The sequence below is a fragment of the Nocardioides sp. genome (assembly GCF_044226765.1).
Taxonomy (GTDB): Bacteria; Actinomycetota; Actinomycetes; order Propionibacteriales; family Nocardioidaceae; genus Nocardioides.
Map to the genome: position 1 here is coordinate 39,085 of NZ_JBGAGJ010000009.1, position 14,978 is coordinate 54,062.

A 14,978-nucleotide genomic window follows, 5' to 3' on the forward strand; every position below is an offset into this window, starting at 1 on the left:
CTTCTCCTGGCGGACATCGCCCCAACAGGTCCGTGCGGGCCACACAACCGAGCCCCCGCTGACGGTGGGGGCATCCGGCCCCCATCGCGGCGGTCGACACCGCTGGAGGGGTCCTCGTGACACCACAACAGCCGCGGTCCGCGCTCGCGCAGACCGCCAGCACCGTCCCACCACGCGACCGTGAGGCTGCTCGCCTCCTCGCCCTGTGGGTCGACCTGACAGTGCGCCTCGCGTCTGCGGCCGCGCACCACAGCAGCGACGAGCCGTCGCTGCGCAACCTGCAGATCCAGATCGAGGAAGCACTCGTCGATCACCTGGCCGATTCCGACGCCGTCATGGCCGAGCTCTGGGCCTGGGAGGCGACGCTGCTCCACGTGGTCGAGATGCCACCGGAGACCTGCCTGATCTGCCGCAAGGCACGCCTCGGGCTCCCCGCCGACGTGCCTCTCCCGGCCGGGATCGGAGGCGTCCGATGAGTCTCGCCCACCTGTCCACCGGACCAGAGCCGGTGACCGTGGCGGGGGAGACGGTGGTCATCCACGACCTGACCGTCACCCACGCCGAGGCCGCGTCGTTCCTCCGTGCCCAGACAACCGAGCACGGGCCGGAGGCCGCAGCCGACCTGGTCCGACGAGCCCTGCCCGTGGGACTGGTTGCCCTGTCGATCAGCACCGCCGGCATCGACACCGGGTCCCTGACCCGCACCCTGGACTCCTTCGCCGACCAGGTCGACGAGAAGTCGAAGGCGGCCATCGCTAGCCTCGACCAGACCGTCGACCGACTACAGGCCGGGGAGCAGCTGGTAGCCCAGACCGCCGGCGCGATCCTCGACAACCTGCCGGCCCAGGTCGAAGCAGCGCTCGCCGGCCAGGCCGGCAGCGTCCGGGCCAGCGTCGTCGAGGCTGCCCGCGCTGTTCAGACGGCCGGTCTGCAGGAGCTGACGACGGCGCTTGCCCAACACCAGGCATCGATCCGCGACGCGCTCTCCCTCGACCGGGAGGGCCCGGTGCGAATGCTCCGACAAGACCTCCTCAACGAGCTCAATGGCACCCGCCGGGAGCTCACGGAGCAGCTGACCGCCGTCCGCGGCCTAGTCGAAGCCCAACAGGCCGCAAGAGCCGCCGGCGCCAAGAGCAGCCGCGCGATCGGAGCCGCCAACGAGGACGAGGCGATGGAACTCATCCACCAGATCGTCACGAGCGCCGGAGACCTGTTCGAGCGCACCGGCAGCCAAGCCGGGGTCGGCGGAACCACGCGCCGAACCGGCGACGGAGTCGCCACCCTCGGCCCAGCGATCACCGGCCACGGCCGCAAGGTCAGAATCGCAATCGAGGCCAAAACCCGGTCAAGACCGATGACGGCCAAGAGCCTGCGCGCCGAGGCGACAAACGCGTGTCAGGTGCGCGACGCAGCCGGAGCCCTCATCCTCGTTCCGACGAGCAACGAAGTCCCGGGCGGAGGCTCGTTTGCCCGAATCGACACGGCTACTTACGTGGTCAGTGTCGAAGATCCGGCCTCCGTCGAGCTCATCTTCCTTTTGGTGAGGGAACAGGTTGCGATGCTCACCGTCCGACAGGACGACGACGCCGAGATCGACCTCGCACAGGTCGAAGCGAGGTTCAACCTCGCGCTCACCGGTATCAGCCAGCTTGACGAGGTCGGGCGACTTGCCGTCCAGGCGCACAAGGCGCTCGAGAAGCTCATCGCCCTCGGGCGTGAGACGCAGCAGAAGGTCCGAGCCACTCTTACCGAGGGCATTGAACTACTGCACTCATGATGTGGTGGGGAGGAGCGGATCTCGTTCCTCCCCACTACCGCGCTCAAGACCAGTGCCGTCACAGACTGCCGCAGGCCGCCCGCGTCGCTGACCCGCAGGCTCCGTGCGTCGGCACCACGGTCGCCCGCCCAGGACGGTCGCGGTTGTTCCCGCCTGTGCCCCATGTGGTCAAGATCCGCCAGAAGTCGCCCTCCCACGAGCCCATCAGCTCCAAGAAGTACGCGAGGGGTACGCCGCGGAGAACCCGGTCCTCGCCCATCTGCATCGCGTACGGGACCTCGTGGGCGTCGATGACATCGGGCGCCGGGTCAAGGAGAGCCGCCACCACCCGGAAGAGGCGCCGTTCCGTCGACGACCAACCCCGGCCTTGGTCGTCGATATGCCTGACCCAAGCGTCCAAGTCGCGATCGGCGGCGACCCACCGTGCCGCCTCCACCTGCAGCGAAGGCGAGAGCTCAATGAGTGCCTTCGCCGTGAGCCAGTCCTCGCCGTCGATCGCGCTCCAGTAGGCCGCCCACGCGGCGGCCAAGTCGTCAGCCGAGGGGGTCATTCCCGTCATGTCAGTCCTCCGTGTGTGGTCCGACAGCCCGTTGCTGTCGAACACATCTGTGCCGCCCATCCAGTTCTGCGCAGTCGCCGCCACTGCAGCCAGTACGACTGGACGGGGTCAGTCTTGATCTCGCGCAGGACCTCGGGTCGAGTAGGGCGGTCATCCGCCCGTCGGGGTCCAGCCGGGTCAGCAGGGCGTCAGTGATGTCTCGCAGCTGACCGAGCTGTTCGCGGCTGAGCGGGTCCAGGACCTGGCGACGGACGTTCTCCGCCCATCACCCAACTCCGGTGCTATGGCAGGCATCCGCTCGTTGGGGATGATTCGGGCGAGTGCCCTGCGTCAGTCCGCGGGGGGCGACTCGACCGGGCCCAGGGTCCGTGCCCTGGCCACCACGTGCCGCTCGGCGCCGCTGTCGGCCACCGCAGAAGGTCCCGTGCTGGGGGGAGACTCGGCCCGTGCATCGACGAGTCCGGATGCTGTCGGTGCGCGGTGTTCATTCTCCGCGGACGATGACGCCGGCCCCGGGCGGGAGTCCACTGGGAGTCGGGCTCGGGCTCGTCGTGGGGGATGGGGCCCGTGTGCCGGTTCTCGACCCGAGAGGAGGAGTCGGATCGACCCGAGAGGAGGAGTCGGATGGAGAGCGTGGTCGGCTCGGGCGAGGTCTACGCCCAGCTCGCCCGGGGTCTGCACTTCGCCGGGGGCACCCTGACGCTGCTGGACGTGTCGCCCTCGACAATCTGGATGAGCCCGGTCCCGCGCCGTCTCGGGTTTCTGCGGACCGGCGCGTTCCTCGACCTGTGGGCCGACGTCCGGCTCCCGGGGAGTCCGGGGGTCAGGCGGGTCGAGGGGACCCTGGCCCTCCTCGATGCCGACTCGCGGCTCGCCGGGGACGCCCGGCTGGCGCTGAGCAACCCCCGCGTGACGACGTCGGGCCTCACCTACGACGTCGAGGTGACGACGGGGCTGGTCCCGGCTGGTTCCGGCGCCTGCGTGCTGTTCATGGACTGGGACACGGCGTCGTCGTAATCCGCGGACGTGGGGGTCCTCACGGTGCGGATGTCGGTGATGTGGGACCTCGCGGTCGACCACCGCGGCGCGCGGTGTGCTTGGTCGATCGCGTCACTCATGGTGCCGTCCCGGACGGATGTGGGGGGTCGAGGTCGGGGGTGTCGGCGACTGCGGCCGCCACGGTGGGGTAGGGGTCGGCGAGGCCGGTGAGCTGCTCGTGCCCCAGCCGGGCCGCGTACTGCCGGACCTGGTCGTGAGCGGCGGCGAACCGGACGTCGATCCCTGCGGCGCGCAGGTCGTCGACCGCCGTCGCCAGCGCGCCGGCCGCCGTCACGTCGATCTCGGAGGTGGAGTCGAAGTCGAGGACGACCCGGTCGGGCCGTGGGTCGGCGTCGAGGGTGAGCGAGGTGAGCCTCTCGACGACGGGGTCGACGCTGGCGAAGACCAGCGGCCCGTCGGTCCGCAGGATCACGGTGCCGGGGACGGGCGTCGTGCCGGGGTTGGCCTCGATCTCGACGAACCCGCGGTCGGGGTGCCGCCCCAGCACCGCGACGTGGGGGGTGCTCATCCGCTGCAGCAGCAGGAGCAGGCTCAGGACGATCCCGATCAGGACGCCTGCCATCACCTCGATCAGCACGACGCCGAGGAAGGCGGACAGGGCGAGCCAGAAGTCGGGCACCCGGACCTGGTGGAGGTGCCAGATCCTGCGCGGCGTGATCATCCCGATGACGGCCGAGATGACGATCGCGCCGAGGACCGGCTCCGGGAGGTTGGTGAAGAGCCCGGTCAGGAAGAGCACCGTCAAGGTGACCAGTCCTGCCGTGGTCACGAACGCCAACGGGGTCCGCGCACCGCTCTCCTCCGCCGCAGCGGACTTCGACAGGCTGCCCGCGGGCGGGAAGCCCTGCAGCACACCGGCGCCGACCGAGGCGGCACCGTAGGCGAGCAGCTCGCGGTTGGCGTCGACGGTGGTCCGGTCCTTGGCGGCGTAGGCCTTCGCGACCGCCAGGCCCTCGGCGAACCCGACCACCACGATCCCGAACGCGCCGGGCAGCAGGTCGAGGACGTCGCGGAAGCTGACCCCGCTCCACGGCACGAACGCGAAGCCTGCCGGGATGCTGCCGACGATCTCGACCCCTTTGTCCTCGAGGGCGAGTGCCGGCACCAGCAGCAGCGACAGCACGACGACCAACAGGGCCGCGGGGAGCTTGGGTGCGTAGCGGTGCAGGAGCAGCAGTGCTGCGAGCGAGCCGACGCCCATGGTGACCGTCGCCGTGTTCCAGGACCCCCAGGAGGTCGCCACCCCCCACAGCTGCTGGACCGTGCTCCCCTCGGGCTTCTCGGTCCCGACCAGCTTGGGCAGCTGCCCGACGACGACGTACACGCCGAGCCCGATGATGAACCCGTCGAGGACCGGCTCGGCGAACAGCCGTGAGATGAACCCGAGCCGCAGCGCGGCGAGGCCGACGAAGACCGCGCCGACGAGGAGCGAGAGCACGGCCGTCAGGGCGACGTACTGGTCGGTCGCGGCCGCTGCCAGCGGCGCCACCACCGTCGCGGTCAGCGCGGCGACGGTGGAGCTCGGCCCGACGAAGAGCCGCTGCGAGCTGCCCAGCCAGGAGTAGGCGAGGACGGCGAGCGGCACCGAGTACAGGCCGAACTGGGCGGGGACACCGGCGATCGAGGCGTAGGCCATCGCCTCGGGCACCACCAGCGCCCAGAGGGTCAGCCCGGCGACCAGGTCACGCGTCAGCCACTGCCTCCGGTAGCCACGGAGCCATGCCGGAACGACCGCCGGTCTCCTCGATCGGGCGGCGGGGGTCGGGCGCGCAACGTCCACCGGTCAACCTCTCCTGGTTCTGGGGCGAGGGTAAGGATCGGTCGGGAAGATCGGCGCAGTCGTCTCCCATGGGGGATGGTCCCCGCGGTGCCCCGGGGGTTGAATGCTGGCATGAACGACGAGGTCCCGAGTGCGCCACGCCAGCCCCTGCTCGACGAAGACAGTCGTCGCGTTGTGGCGGCTGCGGTCGCCGGTGCTGCGCTGGGCGCCTGGCCGGCGTTCACGCTCGGTGTCTACGGCGTCATCTTCTTCGAGCAGCACCTGTCGCTCTGGGCCGCGGCGACCTCTGCGTTCCTCGCCCTCGGCTACGCGCGCGGGCCGCGCGTGTGGCGTCGGCCGGCCGTCCTGGCTCTGCTGCTGCCCACGCTGTGGATCGTGCTGGCCTGGATCCTCCCGGTCGGGGGCACCTCCGGGATCTACCAGGCGCTGTTCTGGTTCGGGGTGGTCATCACCGCGGTCGGGCTTCCCGCGCTGGCTGCCTTCCTGGTGCGCCTGATCATCCCGACCGCCGAGCGCCTCCAGGGCCGCGAGCGGCTGGCGGCGGTTGGAGTCGTTGCCACCGTCATGGTCGCCTCGTTCCTCGTCGGTACGCAGCACCCGCGGATCCTCACGTGCGAGGACTTCAGCATCAGCGGCAACTACTCGCCCGACAACTGCTCGTCGGGCACCGGCAGCACGGTCCGCTGAGCACGGTCCGGCGGGCATCGAGTCACCGGTCATGGTCATGGGGAGTCCTGCGCGTGGCCGGCGGTCCTGGCGTGCTCCCGCCGCAGGTTCCAGAAGACGACCGCGATCGCGACGGTCGTGACCGTCCCGGAGATCACGACCGAGGCGAGCGGGTACTCGCCCAGGCTCAGGCCGATCCAGTAGGCGAGGAGGCACGTGTAGGTGCTCCACAGCACGCCGCTGAGAACCGACCAGCCCAGGAAGCGTCGGTACGGGATGTCGGAGAGTCCCATGGTGGCGTTGACGACGAAGCGCAGGCCGGGGACGTACCGGCCGCCGACGATGAGGACCGGGACGCTCCCGGTCATGATGGCGAGTCCCTGGCTGACCTTCGGGTTCGCCTTCGCCTTGTCCAGCTGCGGCTGGATGCGCCGGGCAGAGCGGCGGGCGATCCAGAAGAGGCTGGAGTCGCCGACGATGGCGCCGAGTGCTCCCATCATGATGACAGGTAGTAGGTCGAGCGTGCCCTGGGCCGCGGAGGTCGCAGCCGCGTTGAGCGTGGTCTCGGCCGGGAAGATGGGCACCACCCCGTCCAGGGCGACCAGGCCGAAGATGCCGAGGTAGGTCAGGAGGTCACTGGAGGCGTCGGTGACCGAGAACCCGTCACCGGTCGCCATGTACAACCCGGCCGCCACCACGACGACCACGACCGCCACCCCCGCGAGCACGACGTAGGCACGGTGCCGCCCGGAGGCAGCGGCCCACCCATCCCTCGCCGCTCGTCGCCATCCCTCCGCGCGCGTCACATGCTCAGGATCCCGGCGGGACGGAGAGGCCGAACAGGGTCTATTGACCCCTTGCCGCTGCCACCTCAGAACAGCGGCGCGATGCCTTGGGAGATCGGGCTGACGCCGAAGGCAAGACCAGCACCATGTTCAGAGCCGCGTCATGCTCGGCGGATGGTCGTGCCGGCGAGACAGGGTCGTCTCTCGTGGTTGGGGGGGTCGTGGAGCGAGCGTCGCGCGGTACCACCCGACCTGCCACTGCGGGACGTTCGGCACTGCAGCACACAGCGGCACGACGGGAGAGTGGAGCCGGCGTCGAGCCGTGTCGGAGGTCGAGGATGGACAAGGAGTCCGGTCTGTTCGCAGCGGTGCGGCAGCCGAGGGCAGCCGGTATCGCGGGCCTCGCGTTCGGGCTGATCCTGATCGGCGTCCTCCTGCTGCTGCAGTCCGCGACGCCGACCTCGGTGGACGAGTCCGGCACCTGGACCGACGACGAAGGTCGACGGGAGGCCATCTCGGCCGCGCTCGCGCTGATCCCGTTCGCGGGCATCGCCTTCCTCTGGTTCATCGCCGTCGTCCGCTCGTCGTTCGGACACCGCCAGGACCGGTTCTTCGACGCCGTCTTCACGGGATCCGGGCTCCTCTTCGTCGCCATGCTCTTCGCAGCGGCCGCGGTGCTGATGGCCGCACTGTCCCTCGTCGACGCCGGTGTCGCCCGGGACCCGGAGGCCGACGCCGAGGCCTGGGCGCTCGCGAGCGCCCTGCTCGGCTCCTTCGGCGCGCGGATGGCCGCCGTGTTCGCCCTGACAGTCTCGACCGCCGGCCTGCGTCTGGGGTCGATGCCGAAGGTCGTCGCCGCACTCGGCTACGCGACCGGGTTGCTGCTCCTGCTCACGCCGCCACTGCCCCGATGGGCCCAGCTGCTCTTCCCAGCCTGGGTCATGACGCTCAGCATCCTCGTGCTGGTGCGCGAGCACTCGACACGAAGGCTCCCGGCCGCCTGACCGGTGACCTCAGGCCTTGGGACCGACGACCCAGGCCTGCGCCTCGTTCATCGCCGCCCAGGTCGACTCACCCAGCACGGGGGTGGCACCGAATACCCGGTCGGGCGGTTCGACTGTCACCGGCACCGTGCGGGCGAGCAGCCGTGCCATCTCCGGGTCGAGCCCGGACACGTAGAGCCTGCCGCCTGCCGCACCGATCTGCTCGGCGTACGTCGACAGGATGCGGAAGAACGTCGCACCCAGGGAGATCCGGCCGCGCAACCTCAGTACGACCGCCGGCTGCTCGGCCTCTGCGACTTCCGGAAGCCGGGCCTGAAGCGTCCGGGCACCGGCGAAGAACAGGCTGCCGTAGACGTCCAGGACGGTGACCTGGTGGCCGACGAGCTGCTGCGGTGCGGGCTGCTCGGTGAAGCGTCCGTCCTCGGTCGGGACAAGCTCGACGACGGTGAGGTCCATGGCCTCGCGGTTGAGCTGCAGCAGCAGCGAGAGGACGACGCCCACCCCGACCGCCGTGGCCACCGGCAGGAAGAGGGTGGCGACGAACGTGGCCGCGATCGCGATCTGTGACAGGCGACCGGTGCGCCAGATCGTCAGGACGTTGTTGGGGCGCAACGAGCCCACGGCCGCGAAGATCAGGACCGCGGCCAGGGTGGGCATGGCGACCTTGCCGACCACCCCGGCGAACACCACCAGGATGATCACCATCCACAGACCCGACCAGATCGCCGCCCACCGGGTCCGCCCACCGACCGACACGTTGAGCGCCGTCTGTCCGACGGAGCCGCCGACGGGCTGGCCGCGGAAGAGTCCGGCTGCCACGTTGCCGAAGCCCTGGGCGATGAAGTCCTGGTTCATCCTCGAAGGGCGGCCGTCCGCGTTGGGCGCTGCCTCGCTCACGCCGGCGCCCTGGACCAGGACGATGACCGCGATCGCCAGCGCCCCGGTGACCAGGTCGACCGAGATCAGTCCGAGGTCGGGGATCGCCGGCAGCGGCAGCGACCGAGGGATGGCGCCCTGGTCGTCAACCTGGGCGACGGTGCCTGCACCTGCGAGGACGACCGCCAGGGTCGGCACGACCAGCGCGATGAGGGCGCTCACGCTGTTCAGCTTCGTGCGCGCCAGCCCGAAGAGGATCGCCAGCGCTCCCAGACCGGTCAGCAGCGACGCCACGTCGATCTCGGAGGGATGCGTGACGACATCGATCGCCTTGGCGAGGGAGTTGTCGCCCTCGGCGGTGGTGCCGGTGAGGTCGGCCAGCTGCCCGCACAGGATGTTGACCGCCACCCCGGTCAGGAACCCGGTCATGACAGAGTGGGAGACGAAGCGGGTGTAGCGGCCCAGCCGCAGCAGGCCCGCGGCGACCATGACAAGGCCCGCCATGAGCGTCAGCAGGAAGAGCGCTTCGGTTCGTTGTGAACCCTCGAGCCCGGACACAGCCGAGCCCGCAGCGAGCGCGGCGGCCGTCGTGGTCGTGATGACCATGAGCCGGGTGCTCGAGGAGAGACCGCCGGCAATCGGCCCGGCGAAGCTGGCATAGAGGCCGTGGACGGGGTTCACCCCGACGAGCACTGCCGAGGCCATTCCGTCAGGCACGCTGCTGATCGCCCCCGGGAGCCCCGCGACCATGTCCTTGCCGAAGGTCGCGCGCTCTGGCTTGACCGAGTGCAGCCACGCGCGGAGCCCTCCGGAGGAGGTGGTACTGGCGCCGTCTTCGGCGTCGTCGGCCGGACGAAGCTCGGTCATCGCCGGCTCACCCCTCTTCCACTCGGGCCCGCGACCTCGGATCGCGACGACTCCGCCGCTGCATGCCGCCCTCCTCACTTCCCGTGGCGCTTCGGGCGCCGACCGCGGTCACAGACCGGATCTGCCGCGACGAGTGCGCGATCATGGCCGATGAGCGGCTGCGTCACATGTCGAGGAGCGCCTCCGCCCACCAGGTCGGCGGCGCTGGTCGCGGGTCGAGCTCGGGGCTGGTCTGCGAGGGTCCGTGGACCGGCGGAGCAGCGTCATTCACCTTGGCCTGCCGAGCGACCACGGCGTCGCTGGTGACGTTGTAGACCGTGAAGTCCTGGCTCACCGTGACCGGCCCGCCGTAGTGGGCACCCACCTCGTCGAAGACTGCGTCCACGCCTGGTGTCACGTCGAGGTGCCACAGGGCACCCATGCGGGGCTTCACCATGTCCAGGATCTGGCCCATCTGGTCGGGGATCGTGTGGGCGGATCGGGTGATGTTCAGTGCCGTCTCCAACGGGAGTCCCGAAGCGCGTGCCAGGACCGCGGGCGACTGGAAGCACTCGTGGATCAGCAGATCCGCGCCTACGGCGGCCTCCACCACGTGTCGGCACGGGCGGGTGTCTCCGGAGAAGACGACCTTGAGCCCGGCGTAGGTGACGGAGTAGCCGAGCGCCCCGCTGAGCCCGTGAATGGCGGGGAAGCAGGAGACGGTGACCCCGTTGCGCTCGTAGATCCTCTCTGGGCGGTCGAACGGGATCTCGTGCCCGACCATCTGGAAGCCGGTCGTGGGACGGACTCCACGGACCGAGGCGGTGTCCCAGGCCATCGCCTTGCCCATGTGCTCGACGAAGGCGGCCAGACCCAGGTCCGGGTCCTCGTTCCCTCCGCCCCAGATTTCCACCGGGTCGACCCGGCCCACCTTCGCCATGCTGCCGAGCAGGCCCGGGATGTCGCCGATGTGGTCGGCGTGCAGGTGCGACAGGAAGACCTTCGTCGTGGACTCCACCGGCAGCGAGAGCGCGTTGAAGTTCGCCAGGGACCCCGAGCCGAGGTCGAAGAAGAAGAAGTCCCGCTCCGGGTTGCCCACCTCGATCAGGAGCGACCCTGACGCCTGACTGCGTCGGATCCACGGATCTCCGCTCCCGAGCACTGTCACGCGGATCTCGCCGGTGGCCAGTTCTTCGGTGCCAGGAACGAATACCTGCGGGCGCACCTGGTCGGGATCCCCCACTACCGGGGTGGTGGTCAAGGCCTGGGTTCCGCCCAGGTGAGCCAGCACGGGCATCGCAGATGCAGTCATCAGTTCATCCCTCGATCTCCGAGACGGTCCCTGCGACCAACGATCGCCGCTCCCGTGGAGCGCACGGAAGGGTCCTTCGGCCCCCGCCGCCGGACGACTGAGCAGGTCGCCCAACATCCGCTCATGGCTGCGGGTTCCGCGCGGTTCGCAACCGCGGTCAGGGTGCTAGCGCAGCTGGTCGCCGGCAAGCGCGTTCCCGTGACAGATGCCGCCGCCCACATCGTCCGTCACGCGGGTGTCCGGTCCCGCCGATCCCTCGTCACTCTCCGGCATGCTGTGATCATGTCCCTTCACATCACGGGTGATGAGCACGCTGATCGGGTGCTCTCGGACAGCCCGTTTGCTGTTCTTGTTGGAATGATGCTCGACCAGCAGTACCCCATGGAGCACGCGTTCCGCGGCCCGGCGAAGGTGCTCGACCGGTTCGGCACGCTGGACCCCGGCCGGATCGCGGCCGCGGACCCCGAGGAGTTCGCCGCCCTGTGCAGCACGCCGCCGGCGATCCATCGGTTCCCGGGCTCGATGGCGGCCCGTCTGCAGGCCCTGGCGACGATCGTGGAGGAGAGGTACGACGGTCACGCCGAGCGGCTGTGGACCGAAGCCGGCTCGGGGCGGGAGCTCCTCGCCCGGGTGATGGAGCTGCCCGGGTTCGGCAAGCAGAAGGCGCAGATCTTCGTGGCCCTCCTGGCCAAGCAGCTCGACGTCCGGCCCGAGGGTTGGGAGGCGGCGGTCGGCGCCTACGCGGAGGACGGCCACCGATCGGTGGCCGACGTCGTGGACGCGGCGTCGCTGCAGAAGGTGCGCGAGTTCAAGAAGCAGCAGAAGGCCGCGGCACGCGCCGGCGGCTGACCGTCCACCCGTCGGTCGCAGTCCGCCCCGATTGCCGTGCGGGCTGGGGACGCGTGGCAGAATGGGCATCGCGGCTCTTGACGACACCGGGACGGGCCGCGCCCTAGATCGGTTCGACTGTCGTTTCCACGAGAGGTGTTCGTGTCCTCGAACGCGCGCAAGTCCCTTCCCGCCGAGGTGCTCACGCACCCTGCCGTCGTGGCCCTCGTCGAGCGAGGAGCTCCCACCGGCAGCATCACGCCGGAGGAGGTACGCCAGGCCAGTGAGGATGCGGCCGTCGAGCCGCGCCACCTCAAGGCGCTGCTGGCCCACCTCAGCGCGCTGGGGATCTCGGTGCAGATCCCGGCGGTGGGCGCCCGTGCCGTCGCGGCGACGTCCGGCCGCGCCAAGACCGCCACCGCGACCGCGAAGGCGCCCGCCAAGACCACGAAGGCGGCCGCGGCGAAGACCGCGGAGCCGGCCAAGAAGGCGGCTCCGGCGAAGAAGGCCGCGCCGGCCAAGAAGGCGGCACCCGCCACGAAGACAGCAGCGGCGAAGAAGGCGGCCGCGACCGAGGAGGTCGAGGTCGTCGACGTGGTGGCCACCGAGGTCGTCGTCGGCCCTGACGGCAAGAAGGTGCTGCCCGACCTCCCCGACGAGCAGTTCGAGAAGGACGTGAAGTCCGACCCGAGCATCGAGGAGGACGAGAAGGAGGCGTCGTTCGTCGTCTCCGCGGCCGACGACACCGACGAGCCCGAGCAGCAGGTCATGGTCGCCGGTGCGACCGCCGACCCGGTGAAGGACTACCTCAAGCAGATCGGCAAGGTCCCGCTCCTCAACGCCGAGATGGAGGTCGAGCTCGCCAAGCGGATCGAGGCCGGCCTGTTCTCGGAGGAGAAGCTCGCCAAGGGCGGCAAGATGTCCGCGAAGCTCCAGGAGGAGCTGGAGTGGATCGCCGAGGACGGCCGCCGCGCGAAGAACCACCTGCTCGAGGCCAACCTCCGCCTGGTCGTCAGCCTCGCCAAGCGCTACACCGGCCGCGGCATGCTCTTCCTCGACCTGATCCAGGAGGGCAACCTCGGCCTGATCCGCGCGGTCGAGAAGTTCGACTACACCAAGGGCTACAAGTTCTCGACGTACGCGACCTGGTGGATCCGCCAGGCGATCACCCGCGCCATGGCCGACCAGGCGCGCACCATCCGCATCCCGGTGCACATGGTCGAGGTCATCAACAAGCTGGCCCGCGTCCAGCGGCAGATGCTCCAGGACCTGGGCCGCGAGCCCACCCCGGAGGAGCTGGCCAAGGAGCTCGACATGACCCCCGAGAAGGTCATCGAGGTCCAGAAGTACGGCCGCGAGCCGATCTCGCTGCACACCCCGCTCGGCGAGGACGGCGACTCCGAGTTCGGTGACCTGATCGAGGACTCCGAGGCCATCGTCCCGGCCGACGCCGTCAGCTTCACGCTCCTGCAGGAGCAGCTGCACGCCGTCCTCGACACGCTCTCCGAGCGCGAGGCCGGCGTGGTGAGCATGCGGTTCGGCCTCACCGACGGCCAGCCCAAGACGCTCGACGAGATCGGCAAGGTCTACGGCGTCACCCGCGAGCGGATCCGCCAGATCGAGTCGAAGACCATGTCGAAGCTGCGCCACCCGTCGCGCTCCCAGGTCCTGCGCGACTATCTGGACTGACCTATCCGCGTCTGAACGGACGTTTGTGCAGGTCAGCGGCCATTTAGGCGATCGTCATGGGCGACACGCTAACCACTATGACGCTGATAGTCCAGATATTCGGCTACGGTGCGTGTCGTGAACGTCGCTCAGTGCGAGCTCTTGTCACAGTCGTGGATGCTCGCCCTGCGGGCCGAACGCAAGAGCCCGCAGACTCTCAAGGCCTACGGAGACGGGGTCCGCGCCTACCTGGCCTGGTGTGCGGCCAAGCCGGCTGAGCCCATGGCTCGAGCGGCCCTCAACCTCTGGGTCGCCGAGCTACTCGAGGGTGGTGCCGCGGCGTCAACGGCCCGCGCCCGGCAGCTCGCCGTACGACGATTCGCCGCGTGGCTGACCGACGAGCGCGAGATCCCGTCTGATCCGTTCCTCGGGCTCAAGTCACCCAAGCTCGACGAGCGCGTGATCGAGCCACTCACCGATGACGAGATCCGCGCCATGCTCAAGGCCTGCGCACCCCCTCGAGACGCCACCCCGGCACAGATGCTGTGGCACCGCCGCGACGAGGCACTGATTCGCTTCATGTTCGAGACCGGCACTAGGGCCGGTGAGGTCGTGGCTCTGCAGCTCGCCGACGTGGACCTTGCTGCCGGTATCGCTACCGTGCGTCGGGGCAAGGGCGGCAAGGGCCGCACGGTGCCGTTCGGACCGCAAACCTCCCTGGCGATCGACCGATACCTGCGCGTACGCCGCGGTCACCGGCTCGCCGCGGCCCCTGATCTGTGGCTCGGCGACCGCGGCAAACGGTTCTCCTACGACGCACTGCACAAGACGCTCCGACTCCGCGCCGACGAGGCCGGCGTCGTCGGGTTCCACCCGCACAAACTGCGCCACACCGCCGCACACCGATGGCTCGCAGCCGGCGGCTCCGAGTCCGGGCTGATGGCCGTTGCCGGCTGGACCCGCCCCGACATGCTGATGCGCTACACCAAGGCACAGGCAGCGAGCCGAGCTGCCGAAGAGGCGCGGCACCTGAACCTCGGTGAGCTGTGAGCGGCCTCTACCGCCCGGACGGGCTGCCTGAGTTCTCGTCCGTCATCCGAGCTGTCGAGCAATACCGCATGAGGAGGTCCAAGCTCCGGCAGTTTGCGGCGATCTGCCCAGGCGAACGGCAACACGCTCTGTGCGAGGTCTATCCCGGTGGCGTTCTCTACACGCAGCGCCTTCTCCGCGGGCCGGCCGACCGCGGCTCGTTTGTTCTCCTCGAGGATCATCGACGCGACCGAGCCCTCGGTCGCATCCCACTCGACGCCGACGCGGGCGCTGACGATGCCCGGCCCCGCGCCGCCGTCGCCCTGCTCTCCGAGTTGACCGCCAGCCCTCCCAGCGATCCTGGGCCCCTGTGGCAGCCGAGTCGGCGGGCGCCCGCGATGCGAGTGCGGTCCTGGGACGAACCGCGGGCAACGCTTCATCTGCGCTGCTGCTGTCACGTCCTGCTGTCAACGTCGTGGGTGCAAGAGCAACTCGATCAGGGCAACCCCCGAGCCGTCGTGCCCAGCTCCATGCTGACTCGCGACGAAGACGCGCCGAGCAACATGCGCCGGGCCGAGTTGGACGACCTCGACGACGACCTTGATGACGACCTCATGCGGCGACTGAGCAACCCCGGCTATCGATTCGGGTCGCGGCCCGATCCGAACGGAGACACGCCGACGCTATAGCGTCCGCGCCGCGCCCCGGCGCGGTACCTTCGTCGCCATAGCGCTCGGCAGTCGTCTGCCTTGTCGGACCTTGAGCACCGGCCATTCCCGAAGAGGGAGG

The 14,978-nt window shown here is 69.8% G+C and carries 14 protein-coding genes; 9 read left to right on the plus strand and 5 right to left on the minus strand.

Going from position 1 to position 14,978, the window contains the following annotated elements; translation table 11 throughout:
* Positions 1 to 116 precede the first annotated feature (116 nt).
* Together ACILRH_RS17180 and ACILRH_RS17185 are read left to right on the plus strand one after the other, a co-directional pair.
* Positions 117 to 476, plus strand: coding sequence for a hypothetical protein (locus ACILRH_RS17180; RefSeq protein WP_395695269.1), 360 nt, complete (start codon positions 117 to 119; stop codon positions 474 to 476).
* Entirely contained in the window at positions 473 to 1,777 is a 1,305-nt protein-coding gene (locus tag ACILRH_RS17185; protein ID WP_395695270.1) for a hypothetical protein, read from the plus strand. Before ACILRH_RS17180 ends, ACILRH_RS17185 begins: the two co-directional genes overlap by 4 nt.
* A 58-nt stretch (positions 1,778 to 1,835) precedes the next feature.
* Here the strand turns inward: ACILRH_RS17185 and ACILRH_RS17190 are convergent, their stop codons facing one another.
* Entirely contained in the window at positions 1,836 to 2,336 is a 501-nt protein-coding gene (locus ACILRH_RS17190; protein WP_395695271.1) for a hypothetical protein, read from the minus strand.
* Between the two features lie 624 nt (positions 2,337 to 2,960).
* On the opposite strand from ACILRH_RS17190, the gene ACILRH_RS17195 reads away from it, so the two are divergent.
* Positions 2,961 to 3,353, plus strand: coding sequence for a hypothetical protein (locus ACILRH_RS17195; protein WP_395695272.1), 393 nt, complete (start codon positions 2,961 to 2,963; stop codon positions 3,351 to 3,353).
* Between the two features lie 97 nt (positions 3,354 to 3,450).
* On the opposite strand, the gene ACILRH_RS17200 is transcribed toward ACILRH_RS17195, so the two are convergent.
* A complete protein-coding gene (locus tag ACILRH_RS17200; protein WP_395695273.1) occupies positions 3,451 to 5,175 on the minus strand; it encodes a SulP family inorganic anion transporter in 1,725 nt (574 codons plus the stop codon).
* A gap of 111 nt (positions 5,176 to 5,286) precedes the next feature.
* On the opposite strand from ACILRH_RS17200, the gene ACILRH_RS17205 reads away from it, so the two are divergent.
* On the plus strand, positions 5,287 to 5,862 hold the full coding sequence (locus tag ACILRH_RS17205; RefSeq protein WP_395695274.1) for a hypothetical protein: 576 nt from the start codon (positions 5,287 to 5,289) through the stop codon (positions 5,860 to 5,862).
* A gap of 35 nt (positions 5,863 to 5,897) precedes the next feature.
* Here the strand turns inward: ACILRH_RS17205 and ACILRH_RS17210 are convergent, their stop codons facing one another.
* Positions 5,898 to 6,569 carry a DedA family protein gene (locus ACILRH_RS17210; RefSeq protein ID WP_395695275.1) on the minus strand — a complete coding sequence of 224 codons (672 nt, stop codon included), beginning with the start codon at positions 6,567 to 6,569 and terminating at the stop codon, positions 5,898 to 5,900.
* Positions 6,570 to 6,964: 395 nt separating this feature from the next.
* Between ACILRH_RS17210 and ACILRH_RS17215 the strand changes: the two genes are divergently transcribed.
* A complete protein-coding gene (locus tag ACILRH_RS17215) occupies positions 6,965 to 7,630 on the plus strand; it encodes a hypothetical protein (RefSeq protein ID WP_395695276.1) in 666 nt (221 codons plus the stop codon).
* 9 nt (positions 7,631 to 7,639) lie between these two features.
* Here ACILRH_RS17215 and ACILRH_RS17220 read toward each other — a convergent pair whose 3' ends face one another.
* Complete coding sequence (locus ACILRH_RS17220) at positions 7,640 to 9,373, minus strand: SulP family inorganic anion transporter (protein WP_395695277.1); 1,734 nt, start codon at positions 9,371 to 9,373, stop codon at positions 7,640 to 7,642.
* Between the two features lie 163 nt (positions 9,374 to 9,536).
* Complete coding sequence (gene gntH / locus ACILRH_RS17225; RefSeq protein ID WP_395695278.1) at positions 9,537 to 10,781, minus strand: guanitoxin biosynthesis MBL fold metallo-hydrolase GntH; 1,245 nt, start codon at positions 10,779 to 10,781, stop codon at positions 9,537 to 9,539.
* 165 nt (positions 10,782 to 10,946) lie between these two features.
* Here gntH and ACILRH_RS17230 point away from each other — a divergent pair, with 165 nt between their 5' ends.
* From ACILRH_RS17230 to ACILRH_RS17245, 4 genes are all read left to right on the plus strand, one after another.
* Entirely contained in the window at positions 10,947 to 11,513 is a 567-nt protein-coding gene (locus ACILRH_RS17230; protein WP_395695279.1) for an HhH-GPD-type base excision DNA repair protein, read from the plus strand.
* Between the two features lie 135 nt (positions 11,514 to 11,648).
* On the plus strand, positions 11,649 to 13,181 hold the full coding sequence (locus ACILRH_RS17235; protein WP_395695280.1) for an RNA polymerase sigma factor: 1,533 nt from the start codon (positions 11,649 to 11,651) through the stop codon (positions 13,179 to 13,181).
* Positions 13,182 to 13,298: 117 nt separating this feature from the next.
* On the plus strand, positions 13,299 to 14,210 hold the full coding sequence (locus tag ACILRH_RS17240) for a tyrosine-type recombinase/integrase (protein WP_395695281.1): 912 nt from the start codon (positions 13,299 to 13,301) through the stop codon (positions 14,208 to 14,210).
* Positions 14,211 to 14,278: 68 nt separating this feature from the next.
* On the plus strand, positions 14,279 to 14,878 hold the full coding sequence (locus tag ACILRH_RS17245; protein WP_395695282.1) for a hypothetical protein: 600 nt from the start codon (positions 14,279 to 14,281) through the stop codon (positions 14,876 to 14,878).
* Positions 14,879 to 14,978 lie beyond the last annotated feature (100 nt).

Coding starts and splice junctions, on each gene's coding strand:
- ACILRH_RS17185 (WP_395695270.1), top strand. CDS start 473: ATGAGTCTCGCCCACCTGTCCACCGGACCAGAGCCGGTGACCGTGGCG.
- ACILRH_RS17190 (WP_395695271.1), bottom strand. CDS start 2,336: ATGACGGGAATGACCCCCTCGGCTGACGACTTGGCCGCCGCGTGGGCG.
- ACILRH_RS17195 (WP_395695272.1), top strand. CDS start 2,961: ATGGAGAGCGTGGTCGGCTCGGGCGAGGTCTACGCCCAGCTCGCCCGG.
- ACILRH_RS17205 (WP_395695274.1), top strand. CDS start 5,287: ATGAACGACGAGGTCCCGAGTGCGCCACGCCAGCCCCTGCTCGACGAA.
- ACILRH_RS17215 (WP_395695276.1), top strand. CDS start 6,965: ATGGACAAGGAGTCCGGTCTGTTCGCAGCGGTGCGGCAGCCGAGGGCA.
- ACILRH_RS17220 (WP_395695277.1), bottom strand. CDS start 9,373: ATGACCGAGCTTCGTCCGGCCGACGACGCCGAAGACGGCGCCAGTACC.
- gntH (WP_395695278.1), bottom strand. CDS start 10,781: ATGTTGGGCGACCTGCTCAGTCGTCCGGCGGCGGGGGCCGAAGGACCC.
- ACILRH_RS17230 (WP_395695279.1), top strand. CDS start 10,947: ATGTCCCTTCACATCACGGGTGATGAGCACGCTGATCGGGTGCTCTCG.
- ACILRH_RS17245 (WP_395695282.1), top strand. CDS start 14,279: ATGAGGAGGTCCAAGCTCCGGCAGTTTGCGGCGATCTGCCCAGGCGAA.